Source organism: Saccharopolyspora erythraea (assembly GCF_018141105.1).
In the GTDB taxonomy this organism is placed as follows: Bacteria; Actinomycetota; Actinomycetes; order Mycobacteriales; family Pseudonocardiaceae; genus Saccharopolyspora_D; species Saccharopolyspora_D erythraea_A.
The window spans coordinates 1799397-1814662 of sequence record NZ_CP054839.1 but is presented as its reverse complement, the minus strand read 5'-3'; the positions used below and the strand labels follow the sequence as shown (position 1 = coordinate 1814662).

14 protein-coding genes are annotated in these 15266 nt (G+C 71.0%); 6 read left to right on the top strand and 8 right to left on the bottom strand.

The features are described 5' to 3' along the window. The first annotated feature begins 37 nt into the window (after positions 1-37). A complete protein-coding gene (locus HUO13_RS08365; protein WP_009943221.1) occupies positions 38-199 on the top strand; it encodes a hypothetical protein in 162 nt (53 codons plus the stop codon). A 26-nt stretch (positions 200-225) separates the two neighbouring features. Here the strand turns inward: HUO13_RS08365 and HUO13_RS08360 are convergent, their stop codons facing one another. The 3 genes from HUO13_RS08360 to HUO13_RS08350 form a co-directional block, all read right to left on the bottom strand. Further along, positions 226-1515, bottom strand: coding sequence for a hemolysin family protein (locus HUO13_RS08360; RefSeq protein WP_211900862.1), 1290 nt, complete (start codon positions 1513-1515; stop codon positions 226-228). 177 nt (positions 1516-1692) lie between these two features. Beyond that, positions 1693-2979 carry a M14 family zinc carboxypeptidase gene (locus tag HUO13_RS08355; protein ID WP_211900861.1) on the bottom strand — a complete coding sequence of 429 codons (1287 nt, stop codon included), beginning with the start codon at positions 2977-2979 and terminating at the stop codon, positions 1693-1695. Between the two features lie 392 nt (positions 2980-3371). Continuing rightward, positions 3372-4664 (bottom strand): M14 family metallopeptidase, encoded by a 1293-nt coding sequence (locus HUO13_RS08350; protein WP_211900860.1) that lies wholly within the window; start codon positions 4662-4664, stop codon positions 3372-3374. Between the two features lie 183 nt (positions 4665-4847). Between HUO13_RS08350 and hisD the strand changes: the two genes are divergently transcribed. The 5 genes from hisD (at position 4848) to HUO13_RS08325 (ending at position 10679) form a co-directional block, all read left to right on the top strand. Next, a complete protein-coding gene (hisD, locus tag HUO13_RS08345) occupies positions 4848-6164 on the top strand; it encodes a histidinol dehydrogenase (protein WP_211900859.1) in 1317 nt (438 codons plus the stop codon). Between the two features lie 109 nt (positions 6165-6273). Further along, a complete protein-coding gene (locus HUO13_RS08340) occupies positions 6274-7392 on the top strand; it encodes a histidinol-phosphate transaminase (RefSeq protein WP_211900858.1) in 1119 nt (372 codons plus the stop codon). Then, positions 7389-8009, top strand: a complete 621-nt coding sequence (hisB, locus tag HUO13_RS08335) for an imidazoleglycerol-phosphate dehydratase HisB (RefSeq protein WP_211900857.1) — start codon at positions 7389-7391, stop codon at positions 8007-8009. Before HUO13_RS08340 ends, hisB begins: the two co-directional genes overlap by 4 nt. A gap of 243 nt (positions 8010-8252) precedes the next feature. Next, positions 8253-10331 carry a phosphocholine-specific phospholipase C gene (locus HUO13_RS08330; protein WP_249124542.1) on the top strand — a complete coding sequence of 693 codons (2079 nt, stop codon included), beginning with the start codon at positions 8253-8255 and terminating at the stop codon, positions 10329-10331. Between the two features lie 189 nt (positions 10332-10520). Then, on the top strand, positions 10521-10679 hold the full coding sequence (locus HUO13_RS08325) for a hypothetical protein (protein ID WP_211900855.1): 159 nt from the start codon (positions 10521-10523) through the stop codon (positions 10677-10679). Between the two features lie 58 nt (positions 10680-10737). On the opposite strand, the gene HUO13_RS08320 is transcribed toward HUO13_RS08325, so the two are convergent. The 5 genes from HUO13_RS08320 to HUO13_RS08300 all read right to left on the bottom strand — a co-directional run bounded on the left by HUO13_RS08320 (position 10738) and on the right by HUO13_RS08300 (position 14922). Beyond that, positions 10738-11211 (bottom strand): SRPBCC family protein, encoded by a 474-nt coding sequence (locus HUO13_RS08320; RefSeq protein WP_211900854.1) that lies wholly within the window; start codon positions 11209-11211, stop codon positions 10738-10740. Further along, complete coding sequence (locus HUO13_RS08315) at positions 11195-11539, bottom strand: ArsR/SmtB family transcription factor (RefSeq protein WP_211900853.1); 345 nt, start codon at positions 11537-11539, stop codon at positions 11195-11197. Before HUO13_RS08315 ends, HUO13_RS08320 begins: the two co-directional genes overlap by 17 nt. 215 nt (positions 11540-11754) lie before the next feature. Continuing rightward, complete coding sequence (locus tag HUO13_RS08310; protein WP_211900852.1) at positions 11755-12978, bottom strand: RNA polymerase sigma factor; 1224 nt, start codon at positions 12976-12978, stop codon at positions 11755-11757. Between the two features lie 9 nt (positions 12979-12987). Then, on the bottom strand, positions 12988-13341 hold the full coding sequence (locus HUO13_RS08305; RefSeq protein WP_211900851.1) for a YciI family protein: 354 nt from the start codon (positions 13339-13341) through the stop codon (positions 12988-12990). Between the two features lie 192 nt (positions 13342-13533). Then, complete coding sequence (locus HUO13_RS08300; RefSeq protein ID WP_249124541.1) at positions 13534-14922, bottom strand: cation:dicarboxylate symporter family transporter; 1389 nt, start codon at positions 14920-14922, stop codon at positions 13534-13536. Positions 14923-15266: the final 344 nt, after the last annotated feature.

Genomic DNA, 15266 nt, shown 5'->3' with positions numbered 1-15266 from the left:
TGTAGGCGCACCCCGACCGACGAGCAGGGAGACAGACGTGAGCGAGGGCGGCGAAGGCACCACGTTCATGCAGTGGCGTGAGCGCGCTCAGACCGAGGTCCGCGAGGACCGGCCACAACTGCGCGCGGTGATGATCACGGCGGCGGTCGTCGTGGTCGCGGGCATCGTGGTGGGAGCCTTGATCCTGCTGATGTCGTGACGCGGCCGGGCGCCGCCCGCCCGCGCTCAGCCGTCCCCCAGCGGGGTGATGAGCACCCGGGCGACGCGGCGCCCGTCCAGCTCCCGGACGGTGAACCGGTGTCCGAGCGCATCGATGGAGTCGCCCACGGCCGGCATCCGTCCCAGCTCGGCCATGACGAAGCCGGCGAGGGTGTCGAACGGGCCTTCGGGCAGCACGATCCCGGTGTGCTCCTCGACCTCGCTGCGGTGCAGCATGCCGTCCAGCTCGTAGCTGCCCTCCGGTGAGGGCAGAACCGGCGCCGCGCCGGTGTCGTACTCGTCCCAGATCTCGCCGACGACCTCCTCGACCAGGTCCTCCACGGTGACGATGCCCGCCGTGCCGCCGTACTCGTCGACGACCACGGCGAGGTGCCCCCCGCGCCTGCGCATCACCGTCAGTGCCGAGAGCACCGGCTTGCTGCCGGGCAGCGCGGTGACCGGACGCGCGAGGTCGCCGATCGTGGCGGCGCCAAGGCGGTTGTCGTAGGTCGTGGTCAGCAGGTCGCGGACGTGGACGAAGCCGATCACGTCGTCGGCGGTCTCCCGGATGACCGGGTAGCGCGAGTGCGGCTGGTCGCGGACCTTGGCCACCGCGTCGGCCAGCGACATCGTCCGGTCCAGGAAGTCGACCTCGGTGCGCGGCACCATGACCTCGCTGAGCACCCGGTCGCCCGCCTCGAACGCGTCGGTGAGCAGCTTGCGCTCCTCGACGGTGAGCTGCTCGTTGGTGCGCACCATGTCGCGCAGCTCCTCCTGGCTGACCTTGTCCTGGCCGGACCTCGGGTCGATGCCCAGCAGCCGCACCACCGCGTCCGTCGACTTCGACAGCAGCCAGATCAGCGGACGGCACAGCGTGGCCAGCCGGTCGAGGACACCCGCGGTGAACAGCGCGACCTGCTCGGTGCGCTGCAACGCCAGCCGCTTCGGGGCCAGCTCGCCGAGCACCAGCGACAGGTACGAGACGAACAGCGTCACCAGCACCAGCGCGACCGTCGCGGCCAGTGCCGCGGGCAGGCCCCAGCCCTCCAGCGCGGGCGACAGGCGCACCGCGATCGTGGCGCCGCCGTAGCTGGAGGCGAAGAACCCGGCGAAGGTCACGCCGATCTGCACCGCGGAGAGGAACCGGTTGGAGTCGGCCCGCAGCTTCGCGACCCGGGCGCCGCGCCGTCCGGCGCCCCCGAGCCTGCGGACCTGGCCCTCGCGCAGCGATACCAGCGCGATCTCCGCGGCGGCGAAGTACCCGCCGAGCAGCACGAACAACAGGACCAGACCGATGTTCAGCACCACACTGTCCACTTGCGGATTCTCACACCGAAGGGTGGTGCCGGGCGCGCCGGGACGCCGAACCGGCGTTCGAGCCGCGGCTCGCGGCGGGACGGCCCGCGGTCCCCGGTGGTGACCAGGCGTTCGCCGGACGGGCCCGGGCCGGCAGCGGCCGACCCGGGCCCGCCCCGTGCGTGGTGCGCCCGTGGATCAGACGCCCGCTTCGCGGAGCAGGATGTCGACCGCGGCGTCGTTGCGGGCGGTCTCCCGCCCGATGACCTCGTCATCGGGGTAGAAGCCGTCGATGCCGCCGCTGGAGGGGTACATCTCGAAGGTGAACGAGAAGATCTTGTGCTTGCCCCACATCCAGTCCGTGGTGCTGCCGTCGGTGATGTAGAGGTCGCTGGACTGCTGCGGGGTGTAGCCGTTGGTGCGCGCCATCTCGGTGCCGACGCGGGCGAACCGGTCGTACTCCTGCTGCGTCATGCCCTCGGCGGTGTTGTTGTAGGTGTAGCCGTAGGGCCACAGCACCAGTTCGGAGAAGGTGTGCCAGTCGATGTGGGCCCTGATCTGCTGCTTGCCGCCGATGACGCGGGAGTCGACGAACCCGGCCAGCGCGGCCGACTCCGGCGCCGAGAACGCGGCGCTGCCGCGGTAGGTGTCGGAGTTGGGGTTGCCGCTGGAGCCGCCGCAGCAGCCCCACTTGTAGTCCCAGTTGCGGTTCGTGTCGGTACCGCTTCCCTGGCGGTTCTTGCGCCACCCCTGGTACTGGCCGGAGGCGACGTCGTAGACCGAGCCGTCGGGGTTGGTGACCGGCACGACCCAGATCTCGCGGTTGTCGACCACGTTCTTGATGGCGGGGTCGGAGGCGTAGCCGTCGGTGAACCGGTTGACGATCCGCAGGCACATCTCGGTGGTGAGGTGTTCGCGGGCGTGCTGGTTGCAGTTGAACAACACTTCCGGTTCGTCCTCGTCCTGGGCCGCGTTGTCGCTGATCTTGAGCATCGGGATGTCGCGGCCCTGGTGGGACCGGCCGATGCTGGAGCGCACCGCGATGTCGCCGTGGTCCTGGACGGTCTTGTCCAGTTCGGCGTTCATCTCGTCGAAGTTGTGGAAGCCCTGGTCGGCGGGCGGGAAGTCGGCCGCCCCGGCGATCCCGGCCTCCGGGCCGCTCAGCGCGTCGAGCGCGGCGGCGACGTCCTGCCGCTCCTCGAGCGCGAATCCGGCCGCGCGCAGCCGTTCGGCCTGTTCCCGGGAGGCTTGCACGGTCGCAACGCCGTCGCGCACCGAGAGGACCTGCGCGCCGGTGCGGTTGATCTCGGTGCGGGAGCGGCTGTCGGTGCCCGGCACCGAGTAGACCGACCCGGCGTCGGCGGTGGCGGCCGCGCCGGTCGGGGAGGCTTCCTGAGCCGCAGAGACACCTGCCTGGGCAGCGGGCAGCAAAATCAGGCACGCGAGGGCGGCGACCGCCGACGCTGTGCGCCGTGAGCTGAACATCGAGTCTCCGATCGATCACGAAAGCGGACATTTCGAAGATTCGTTCAACGGCGAATCACCGGCAACCCACTTAGGTGTTATGGGTCACACCAACTTTTCCCAGTACGGCGGGGTTTTCGGCGCCAAATTGGGAATCCGTGCTCCGGATGCGCCGAACGCCGCGCGCACCGCGTCCTAACGCCGATTGCGCCGCATGGCACGGACATCTGTCGTCGTCAGGGCGAATACCCGCTCGACGCGACGGTTTTCTCGGCGGTGTCACGAACCTTCGCGCCGGAACTTCCGCCGCCGGAGTCGGGGATCTCCGCGATCGGCCGGTGCTTCTCGGCCGCGACGCAACAGGGCCCGGGGTTCCACGAACCCCGGGCCCTGCACCCCTTGCGCGATGTGGCTCAGGCGCCTGCTCCCGCTTCGCGGAGCAGGATGTCGACCGCGGCGTCGTTGCGGCTGGTCTCCTTCTCGATGACCTCGTCATCGGGGTAGAAGCCGTCGACGCCGCCGCTGGAGGGGTACATCTCGAAGGTGAACGAGAAGACCTTGTGCTTGCCCCACATCCAGTCGGTGGTGTCGCCGTCGGTGACGTAGAGCTCGCTCGACTGCTGCGGCGTGTAGCCGTTGGTCTGCGCCATCTCCTTGCCGACGCGGGCGAAGCGGTCGTACTCCTCCTGCGTCATGCCCTCGGTGACCTGGTCGTTGGTGTGCCCGTAGGGCCACAGCACGAGCTCGGAGAAGGTGTGCCAGTCGATGTGGGCCCTGATCTGCTGCTTGCCGCCGATGACGCGCGAGTCGACGAACTTGGCCAGCGCGGAGGCCTCGGGCGTGGAGAACGCGCTCGGCCCGCGGTAGTCCTCGGCGTCGGGGTCGTCGCTGGAGCCGCCGCAGCAACCCCACTTGTAGTCCCAGTTGCGGTTGGTGTCGGTGCCGTTGGGCTCCTGGGTGTTCTTGCGCCAGCTCTGGTACTGGCCGGACTCCACGTCGCGGATCGACCCGTCCGGGTTGGTCACCGGCACGACCCAGATCTCGCGGTTGTCCACCACCTCCTTGACTGCCGGGTCGGAGGCGTAGCCGTCGGTGAACCGGTTGACGATCCGCAGGCACATCTCGGTGGTGAGGTGCTCGCGGGCGTGCTGGTTGCAGTTGAACAGGACCTCCGGCTCGTCCTCGTCCTGGGCCGCGTTGTCGCTGATCTTGAGCATCGGGATGTCGCGGCCCTCGTGCGACTTGCCGACGCTGGAGCGCACCGCGATGTCACCGTGGTCCTGGACGGCCTTGTCGAGCTCGGCGTTCATCTCGTCGAAGTTGTGGAAGCCCTGGTCGTCCGGAGGGAAGTCGGCGGCGGTGCCCGCGACACCGGTGTTGAGCTGGTCCAGGGCGTCGGCGACCTTCTGCTTCTCCTGCAGCTGGTAGCCCGCCGCGCGCAGGCGCTCGGCCTGCTCCGGGGTCGCCTCGATCGTCGCGACGCCGTCGCGCACCGACAGGATCTGCGCGCCGGTGCGGTTGATCTCGGTCCGCGCGCGGCTGTCGGTGTTCGCCACCGTGTAGATCACACGTCCCTCGGCCGCCGCGGCGGGTGTCGTCGGCTGTGCGGGTTCCTGCGCGGCCGACACCCCTGCCTGCGCTGCCGGCAGCAGCACCAGGCAGGCGGCGGCTGCGACCGTCGCGGCCGTGCGCCGTGAGCTGAACATCGAGTCTCCGATCGATCACGTGTGGTGACTCCAGCGAGGCTGAAGCAGGGCCTCGTAGTTGACAACCCACTTACGTCGGATGCGGCATGTTGACATTTTCCCATTTCAGGGGACGTGTGGGGCCGGTCGAACGGCCTGCGACTACCCTGGAAGGCGACCTCTGGACACCCGGGAAGGACGTTTATGCTCACCCGTACCGACCTGCGCGGTCGTGTTCCGTCCAACGCCGAGCTGCGGGCCACGCTGCCCCGCGCCGAGATGGACGTCGAGCACGTTCTGCATCAGGTGCGGCCGGTGATCGAGAGCGTCCGCGACGACGGCGTGCGAGCCGTCCTCGACTACACCGAGAAGTTCGACCGGGTACGACCCGAACGGGTGAGGGTGGGTGCCGAGGAGCTGCGGCGGGCCCTCGACGAGCTCGACCCCGCGGTGCGCTCGGCGCTCGAGGAGTCCATCGCCCGGGCGCGCAAGGTCCACGCCGACCAGCGCCGCACCGACACCACCACCAGGGTCGCCCCCGGCGGCACCGTCACCGAGCGGTGGGTGCCGGTGGCCCGCGTCGGCCTGTACGCGCCGGGCGGCCTGGCGGTCTACCCCTCCAGCGTGGTGATGAACGTCGTGCCCGCCCAGGCCGCGGGCGTGGAGTCGCTGGTGGTGTGCTCGCCGCCGCAGGCGGAGTTCGGCGGCTTGCCGCACCCGACGATCCTGGCGGCCGCCGAGCTGCTGGGCGTCGACGAGGTGTGGGCCGTCGGCGGCGCGCAGGCGGTGGCGCTGCTGGCCTACGGCGCCGAGGACACCGACGGCGCGGCCCTGGAGCCCGCCGACATGGTCACCGGCCCCGGCAACGTCTACGTCACGGCGGCCAAGCGCCACCTGCGCAGCCTGATCGGCATCGACTCCGAGGCGGGTCCCACCGAGATCGCGGTGCTGGCCGACGACACCGCCGACCCGGTGCACGTCGCCGCCGACCTGATCAGCCAGGCCGAGCACGACACGCTGGCGGCCAGCGTGCTTGTGACCACCTCCGAGCGGCTGGCCGACGCCGTCGACGCCGAACTGGCCAGGCAGGTGCCGCTGACCAAGCACACCGAGCGCATCCGCACCGCGCTGACCAGCGTGCAGTCCGGCTGCATCCTGGTCGCCGACATCGCCGACGGCATCCGCGTCGTCGATGCCTACGCCGCCGAGCACCTGGAGATCCAGACCGCCGACGCCGACGCCGTGGCCGCCGGGGTCCGCAACGCGGGCGCGATCTTCGTCGGCCCGTACGCCCCGGTGTCGCTGGGCGACTACTGCGCGGGCTCCAACCACGTGCTGCCCACCGGCGGCTGCGCCCGGCACTCGTCGGGGCTGAGCGTGCAGAGCTTCCTGCGCGGCATCCACGTGATCTCCTACACCGAGCAGGCGCTGCGCGACGTGGCGGGCCAGGTCGTCGCGCTGGCCGACGCCGAGGACCTGCCCGCGCACGGCCAGGCCGTGACCGCCCGCTTCCCGGACTGAGGAGTGGACGGTTTGGCATCCGAACCCGTGAGTCTCCTGGGGCGCTGTGGCAGCCCGGAAGGCTCACGGTTTCCGACCCGCTTCCCGGACCAGTACGAAAGTAGTGCCCATGAGTGACGTGCTCGGTGGCGATGCGACGCTCGCCGACCTGCCGCTGCGGGACGATCTGCGCGGCCGCAGCCCCTACGGCGCGCCGCAGCTGGACGTCCCGGTCCGGTTGAACACCAACGAGAACCCGTACCCGCCGCCGCCCGAGCTGGTGGCCGACGTGACCGAGGCGGTGCGCGAGGCCGCCGCCTCGCTGCACCGCTACCCGGACCGCGACGCGGTCGCGCTGCGGGAGGACCTGGCCGCCTACCTCACCGAGGCCACCGGGGTGCCGGTGGCCGCGGCCAACGTGTGGGCGGCCAACGGCTCCAACGAGGTCCTGCAGCAGATCCTGCAGGCGTTCGGCGGCCCGGACCGGGTCGCGCTCGGGTTCGAGCCCTCCTACTCGATGCACCCGATCCTGGCCGCGGGCACCCGCACCGAGTGGCTGCCCGCGCCGCGGCGCGCGGACTTCAGCCTCGACAGCGCCGAGGCGGCCCGCATCGTCGCCGAGCGCCGCCCGGACGTGGTGTTCGTGACCAGCCCGAACAACCCGACCGGCCAGTCGGTCTCGGTGGACGACCTGCGGCCGGTGCTCGACGCCGCGCCCGGGGTGGTCGTGGTCGACGAGGCCTACGCGGAGTTCTCGGCGCAGCCCAGCGCGATCGCGCTCGTCGAGCAGTACCCGGCGAAGCTGATCGTCAGCCGCACGATGAGCAAGGCGTTCGCCTTCGCCGGCGGCAGGCTCGGCTACCTGGCCGCGTCCCCGGCGGTGATCGACGCCCTGCTGCTGGTGCGGCTGCCCTACCACCTCTCGTCGGTGACGCAGGCCGCGGCGCGTGCGTCGCTGCGCCACGCCGACGCGACGCTGTCGTCGGTGCACAAGCTCGCGCAGGAGCGCGACCGCGTCGTGGAGTCGTTGCGGGAGATGGGTTTCCAGCCCGTTCCCAGCGACGCCAACTTCGTCCTCTTCGGACGGTTCGCCGACGCGCACCGCGCCTGGCGGCGCTACCTGGACGCCGACGTGCTCATCCGCGACGTCGGCATCCCGGGGCACCTGCGCGTCACCATCGGCACGCCGGAGGAGAACGACTCCTTCCTGGCGGCCGGCAAGATCGTGAGTGAGGAGCTCGACCAGTGACCGCCATGCAGCCAGGAACCCGCGTCGGCCGGGTCGAGCGCACCACCCGGGAGTCCTCGGTGCTGGTGGAGCTCGACCTCGACGGCACCGGCCAGGTCGACATCGACACCACGGTTCCGTTCTACGACCACATGCTCACCGCGCTGGGCACGCACGCCGCCTTCGACCTGAAGGTCAAGTCCAGCGGCGACATCCACATCGACGCCCACCACACGGTCGAGGACACCGCCATCGTGTTCGGCCAGACGCTGCGCCAGGCCCTCGGTGATAAGAAGGGCATCCGCCGCTTCGGCGACGCCTGGATCCCGATGGACGAGACGCTGGCGCACGCCGCCGTCGACGTCTCCGGCCGCTCGTACTGCGTCATGACCGGCGAGCCGGAGCAGTACAACAGCTTCACCATCGGCGGCAACTACCCGTTCGTGCTCAACCGCCACGTGTTCGAGTCGATCGCCTTCCACTCGCAGATCAACCTGCACGTGCGCGTCATCCACGGCCGGGACCCGCACCACATCGCCGAGGCCCAGTACAAGGCCATCGCCCGCGCGCTGCGCGCGGCCGTCGAGCCCGACCCCCGCTTCAGCGGCGTCGTCCCGTCGACCAAGGGCGCGCTGTAGTTCGGATCGAGCAGTGGGGCGCCGTGTCTTTCCGGCGCCCCCAGCCCGTCCGCGGCGGGCTGAAAGGGCGGATGGCGCGTCAGGGGCAACGTCCTCCGCCATCTCGGCGTCCTGGGACGTCGGAAAGCCGTACCCGGTGCTGCCCGTTTCGGGCTGTGAGCCATGCGCAGCACTTGGCGTGTTCACGCCTGCGCTACTTTCGGGTCTACCCCGCGTGGCCTTCTCGGGACAGCATGGCCACTCGTGACTGAGATTTCCCGACGCCGGGTGCTGGCGGGCTCCGCCGGGGCGCTCGGCGCTGCCGCGGCCGGTTCGCTCCTGCCGCCGTCGCTGCACCGCGCGATGGCGCGGCCGGTGCCGGCCGGCGGGCTCGACGCCGTCGAGCACGTCATCGTGCTGATGCAGGAGAACCGATCGTTCGACCACTACTTCGGCACGATGCGCGGGGTGCGCGGGTACGGGGACCGCGTGCCGCTGGCGCTGCCCGGGGGCGGCACGGTGTTCGAGCAGCAGGGGCCGGGCGGCTCGGTGCTGCCGTTCTCGCTGCGCCAGGGTGCCGAGAGCGAGGGGCGTCCGGTGTCGGACATCCAGTACCTCGGCGACCTCGACCACAGCTGGGCCGGTTCGGGCAAGGCGTGGGCCGGGGGTTGGCTCGACGACTGGATCGCGGCCAAGACCGCCGCGACGATGACCCACTACGAGCGCCGCGACATCCCGCTGCAGTACGAGCTCGCCGACACCTTCACCATCTGCGACGCCTACCACTGCTCGGTCTTCGGCTCCACCAACCCGAACCGGACCTACCTGTGGACCGGGAAGGTCGGCTACGAGCCGGGTACGGAGCAGCGCGCGGTCACCAACGCCGCCTACGACTACGCCCACCCAGGCTACGACTGGACCACCTACCCGGAACGGCTGGAGCAGGCGGGTGTCTCCTGGCGGATCTACCAGGAGTGGGACAACTTCACCGACAACGCGGTCGAGTACTTCAAGCCGTTCAAGGCGATCGGGCACAAGATCCTCGCCGAGGTCGAGGGCGCTTACCGCACGACCGAGGAGTTCTACACCGCCCTGTTCGACAAGCCCGAGCCGGAGAGGCGGAAGCTGCTCGCGCAGTTCGAGTCCGGCCGGGCGAAGCTGACCGACGCCGAGCGGCGGCTGTTCGACCGCGCGATGTACCGCAGCGAGCCCGAAACGCTGGTCCGCCGCCTGCGCGACGACATCGCGTCCGGCAGGCTGCCGAAGGTCACCTGGCTCGTTCCGTCCGCTGTGGACTCCGAGCACCCGGGCAGCTCGACGCCGGTGGGCAGCGCGAACCTGGTCTTCGACGTGCTCGACGCCGTCGCGTCCGACCCGCAGGTGTGGTCGAAGACCGTGCTGCTGCTCAACTTCGACGAGAACGACGGCTTCTTCGACCACGTGCCGCCGCCGGTGCCGCCGGAGTCGGAGACCGAGGACTGGTACGACGGTCAGCCCATCGGTCTCGGCCCGCGGGTGCCGATGACCGTGGTGTCGCCGTGGACGATCGGCGGGCACGTCGACTCGCAGGTCTTCGACCACACCTCGGTGCTGCGGTTCCTGGAGCGGTGGACGGGCGTCGAGGAGCCCAACATCAGCGCGTGGCGGCGCAGGACGTGCGGTGACCTGCTGTCGGTGTTCGACTTCGAGGCCGCCGGGAAGCCGCCCGCGCCGGATAAGCCGGGCGCGGTCCCGGAACCCGTCGACCGCTGGCACCCGAAGCCGCCGGAGGAGCAGCGGCTTCCTTTGCAGGAGCAGGGAAAGCGGCCCGCACGTGCGCTGCCGTACCAGCCCGCCGCGTCGGGCTCGGTGGCCGACGGCAAGCTCGTCCTCCGACTGGCCAACAGCGGAACGTCGTCGGCGCACTTCGCGCTGTACTCCTACGCCGGGGAGCTCCCCACGCCCAAGCACGTCGACGTCCAGGGTGAACACGTCGAGGAGCTGCCGGGGGACTACGAGCTCGCGCTGCAGGGGCCGAACCGGTTCTGGTTCCAGCTCAGCGGTTCCGCGGCGGGCAGGGCCGCGGGCGTGGACGTCGCATCGCGGCCGGACGCCCGAACCGGTGGGCTGGCGTTGGAACTGCGCAACGCCGGTCGTGACGGGATCACGCTGCGGCTGCGGGCTCTCGGCTACGCACCGGGCGAAGAACGCGAGGTGCGCCTCCCCGCGGGCGGCGCGCAGACCGTCGAGTGGCCGACCGACCAGGGCTGGTACGACGTGGAGGTGACGGCGGCGCAGGACCGGACGTTCCGCCGCAGGATCACCGGACGCGTGGAGAACGGCGCCCCGGGCGTGACGGGCTGAGGGCTAACGGGCTCGGAGAAGCGGAGGAACGGAGAATCGGCGGACCGGGCGGGAACGACGGGCCGCGTGGCGAACTTCGCGGCGCCGTCAGTCCCGGCGCCATTGCTCCAAGTGGCCTCGAGCCGGGTGCGGGCCGGGCTTCCCGCGGTCCCTGGGTAGCCTGGGCGGCACTTGAGAGGGGAGTGCGGCGTGCGGGACTACCTCCCGATCATCCTGCTCGGAATCGGCGGCTTCCTGGTCGGTGGCGCCTACTCGACGTGGAAGAACAACCGCTTCATGGCCGTGGTGCTGGGCGTCCTCGCGATCATGGCGGTCGCCGGCGGGCTCGGCTGGCTGGTCTGGGGCTGAGGCAGGGCCTGCCGCGTTGCCGTCGCCCGTGATGGACGGCGGCACCGCGGCGACGATGTCACTTCCAGGTCGCCAGCAACGCGTCGAGAGCGCGCATCGACTCGTTCGCGCCTTCCTCCATGCCGGATTCGATCATCCCGTCGCGGTCCTCGACGGAGTCGAAGCGCGTGGTGCTGGTCAGCGTCGTCTTGCCGTCGTGCTCCTCGAACAGCAGCGTGTCGACGCACACGTGGCCCGGCATCCCCTCGAACTCGAAGGTGTAGGAGAGCTTCTCCGGCTCCACGATCTCCAGATACTCACCGCGGAACGCGTAGTCCTCGCCGTCGGGCGCGTGCTCGACGAACCGGTACCTGCCGCCGGGGCGGAAGTCCATCTCGCAGTCCAACGGGTTGCCGCGCCCCCACCACCGCTTCATGTGCTCGCACTTGCTGTGCGCGAGAAACACCAGGTCCCGCGGCGCGTCGAAGACCCGGGACATGCGGATCTCCAGGTCCGACGGCGTGGTCACGACGAGGTCATTGGTCGGGCTCATCGCTGTTCTCCTTCATCTCCAGCAGGTAGCTGTCGAGCTGCGCGTAGCGCTCCTCCCAGAACCTGCGGTACTGCTCCGCCCAGTCCGCGACCTCGCGCAGCGGTGCCGGCTCGAACCGGCAGGGCCGCCATTGCGCGTCGCGTCCCCGGGAGATCAGCCCCGCTCGTTCCAGCACCTTCAGGTGCTTGGAGACCGCCTGCAGGCTCATCGGGAACGGTGCGGCCAGCTCGTTGACCGTGGCCTCGCCCTCCGCCAGCCGGGCCAGGATGGCGCGGCGGGTGGGGTCGGCGAGAGCCGCGAAGACGTCGCTGAGTGGGTCGCCTGGCATTCAACCACCTGGTTAATCAACCGATGAGTTGAGAATAGCCCGATTGGAAGGCTTGTCAACCCGGCGGGAAGCGTCCGGGCAGGCTTGCGCCCGAACGGGTGACGGTGGTGCCCACTCCGCCCGGAAACCTCGCCACGGACCCGCTGGTTCCCCGGAGGCGCTGGTTCCCCGGAGCCGCTGGATTCCCGGAGGCGCGGGCTCCCCGATGTCCTGGTTCAGCTCGGAGCGAGCGACCGGAGCCCGCGTCGCAGGTGCTCGCGCTCCGCGTCGTTCGCGGTCCGCGCGATGGCCGCCTCGTACGCCGCGGCGGCCTCGCCGGTGCGGCCGAGCCTGCGCAGCAGGTCGGCGCGGACGGCGTGGAACAGGTGGTAGGCGTCGAGGTCCAGGGCATCGACGAGCCCCAGCGCGACCTCCGCGCCGTCCACCTCGGCCACCGCCACCGCCCGGTTGAGCGCCACGACCGGGCTGGGTGCCACCGCCATGAGCTGGTCGTAGAGCAGCACGATCTGCCGCCAGTCGGTGCCGTCCGCCGATGCCGCGTCGCTGTGGACGGCGTTGATCGCCGCCTGGATCTGGTAGGGGCCGGGCCTGCCGATCCGCAGGCACCGCCGGACGATGGCCTGCCCCTCGGCGACCAGCGCCCGGTCCCAGCGTGCGCGGTCCTGTTCGGACAGACGCACCAGGGCGCCGTCGGAGGTGGTGCGCACCGCCCGCCGGGACTCGACGAGCAGCATCAGCGCGAGCAGTCCCAGCATCTCGGGCTCGTCGGGCATCAGCTCGGCGAGCAGCCTGCCGAGCCGGATCGCCTCCGCGCACAGGTCCTCGCGGACGAGCCGTTCGCCGGAGCTGGCGGTGTGGCCCTCGTTGAACACCAGGTACACCACCGCGAGCACCGACCGCAGCCGGTCCGGCAGTTCGGCCTCGGCAGGCACGCGGTAGGGGATACGGGCGTCGCGGATCTTGCCCTTGGCGCGGACCAGCCGCTGCGCCATGGTCGGCTCCGGCGCCAGGAACGCCCGGGCGATCTCGGCGGTGGTGAGCCCGCCCAGCAGCCGCAGCGTGAGCGCGACCTGTGCGTTCGTGGACAGCGCCGGGTGGCAGCAGGTGAAGATCATGCGCAGCCGGTCGTCGCGCACTGGCCCCTCCTCGGGATCTTCGTCGCGGGCGTGCAGCAGGGCGGCCTGGGCGTGCCGGTCTTTGCGCGTGGACTCGCGCCGCAGCCGGTCGATCGCGCGGTTGCGGGCGGTGGTGATGATCCAGCCCGCGGGGCTGGGCGGCAGCCCGGACGAAGGCCAGCGCCGGACCGCCTCGGCGAATGCCTCCTGCACGGCCTCCTCGGCGAGGTCGATGTCGCCGCAGACGCCCGCGAGCACTGCGACGGCGCGCCCGTACTCCTCGCGGAACACGCGCTCGACGTCCGCCGGCGAAACCTCCCGCATGGCCCGCGGTCAGCTTTCGGGCTCGTCGTGGAAGGGGCGGACCTCGATCGGCAGCGTCGTGGCGCGGGCGAGCTCGCGCCCCCACCGCAGCGCCTCGTCGAGGTCGGCTGCCCTGATGACGGCGAGGCCGCCCAGCGGCTCCTCGCCCTCGGCGAACGGCCCGTCCGTGGTGAGCACTCCGGAGCCCTGCGACCGCAGCACTGTCGCGGTGCTCGGCGGGTGCAGCCCGCCGGCGAACACCCACGCCCCCGCGGCGCGCATCTCGTCGTTGACGGCGTCGACATCGCGCATGACCGGGTCGAGGACCTCGGGCGGGGGCGGGTCCCCGGCGGACTGGTACACGCTCAGCAGGTAGTGCTTCATCGTCGGCTCTCCTCGGCTCGGCCGCCGGCCCGTGCCGGCGTCCCACCCCCTGTACGAACGGGGAGCGCGCGGATCGACACCGCGCGCCGCCGGTAGCGCACAGGATCGCCCGAACGGCCACCGGGCGCAGTCCGCCGCGCGCGAACGTCGAAGGGGGCGCCCACCCGGACGCCCCCTTCGCGGTCTGCGCGACTACTTGTCGGCGCCGACCTTCGCGGTCTGCTCGCCCGCGGGCGGCTTCTCCTCGCCGCCGGAACCCCCGCCGTCGGAATCGTCGGCGAAGGACTGCTCGTCGAACGGGTCCGCGCCGGAGAACACGCGCTGCACCTGGGTGCGGTCGATCTCCTTGGTCCAGGATCCGATCAGCACCGTGGCCACCGCGTTGCCCGCGAAGTTGGTCAGTGCGCGGGCCTCGGACATGAAGCGGTCGATGCCGACGATGAGGCCGACGCCGTCGAGCAGCTCGGGGCGGTGCGACTGCAGGCCGCCGGCCAGGGTGGCCAGGCCCGCGCCGCTCACGCCCGCCGCGCCCTTGGAGGCCACGATCATGAACAGCAGCAGCGAGATCTGCTCGCCGATCGTCAGCGGGTCGCCCATCGCGCTGGCGATGAACAGCGAGGCCATCGTGAGGTAGATGGCGGTGCCGTCGAGGTTGAACGAGTACCCGGTGGGCACCGTGATGCCGACGACCGGCTTGCTCACGCCGAGGTGCTCCATCTTCGCGATCAGCCGCGGCAGCGCGGCCTCCGACGACGAGGTGGAGACGATCAGCAGGAACTCACGTCCCAGGTAGCGCAGCAGCTTCAACAGGCTCACCCGGGCGGCGAACCACAGCAGCGGGCCGAGGATCACGAAGACGAACAGCAGGCACGTCAGGTAGAAGCCGAACATGATCACGGCGAGGCCCTTGAGCGCGTCCACGCCGGTCGCGCCGACCACCGCGGCGATCGCGCCGAAGGCGCCGACCGGGGCCGCCCACATCACCATCGCGAGGATCTTGAACACCAGGCGCTGGACGTGCTCGATGCCGCGCAGGACCGGCGCGCCCTTGTCGCCCAGGGCCTGCAACGCGAAACCGGCGAGCAGGGCGACCAGCAGCGTCTGCAGGACCTCGCCCTCGGTCAGCGCCGAGACCAGCGTGTCCGGGATGATCCCGAGCAGGAACTCGGTGGTGGACTTGGCTCCCTCACCGGCCTGGTCCTGGCCCTGGCCGCGCAGCGAGTCGGTGATCTGCAGGCCCTCGCCGGGGTGCAGGAAGTTGCCGACGATCAGGCCGATGATCAGCGCGACCAGCGACATGGCCATGAAGTACCCCAGCGCGAGGCCGCCGACCTTGCCGACCTTGGCGGCCTTCCGGACGCCTCCCACGCCGAGCACGATGGTGCAGAAGATGACCGGCGAGATCATCATCTTGATCAGGTCGACGAACCCGGTGCCCAGTGGTTTCAGGGCGACCCCGAGGTCCGGGGCGGCGAATCCGACCGCGATGCCTGCCAGCACCGCCACGATCACGGCGATGTAGAGGTAGTGGGTCCGGTCCCGGCGGCGGGTGCCGGGCGGCGCAGCGTCTTTGCTTGCCACAGTTGATCTCCTACTGGACTACCGGGCGTTTGAGTCTGCTCGGCCGTGGCGCAGGTCACGGCCGGTGTTGGGATGAGACTATCGGCGCTGGATATCGGCCCCGTCACGCTTGTGTTCATTGTGTTCACAACGACCGGCGTCCGATCGCGGCGTCGCGGAGTAGGGTGCGCGCTGGGCCCGAGCGCAGGTCGGACCCGGTGTCGCGGCGTCTGCGCGGGCGGTGCCGGACCGCCGGAAACCGGCCACGACCTGCCCGCCCGGGCCGCGGGCGCGGCTGCCGGTCCGGTGGCCGCGGGTGCCGGTGGCCTCGCCCACCGCCCGCCCGGTCACCTGCTGGTGTCGCC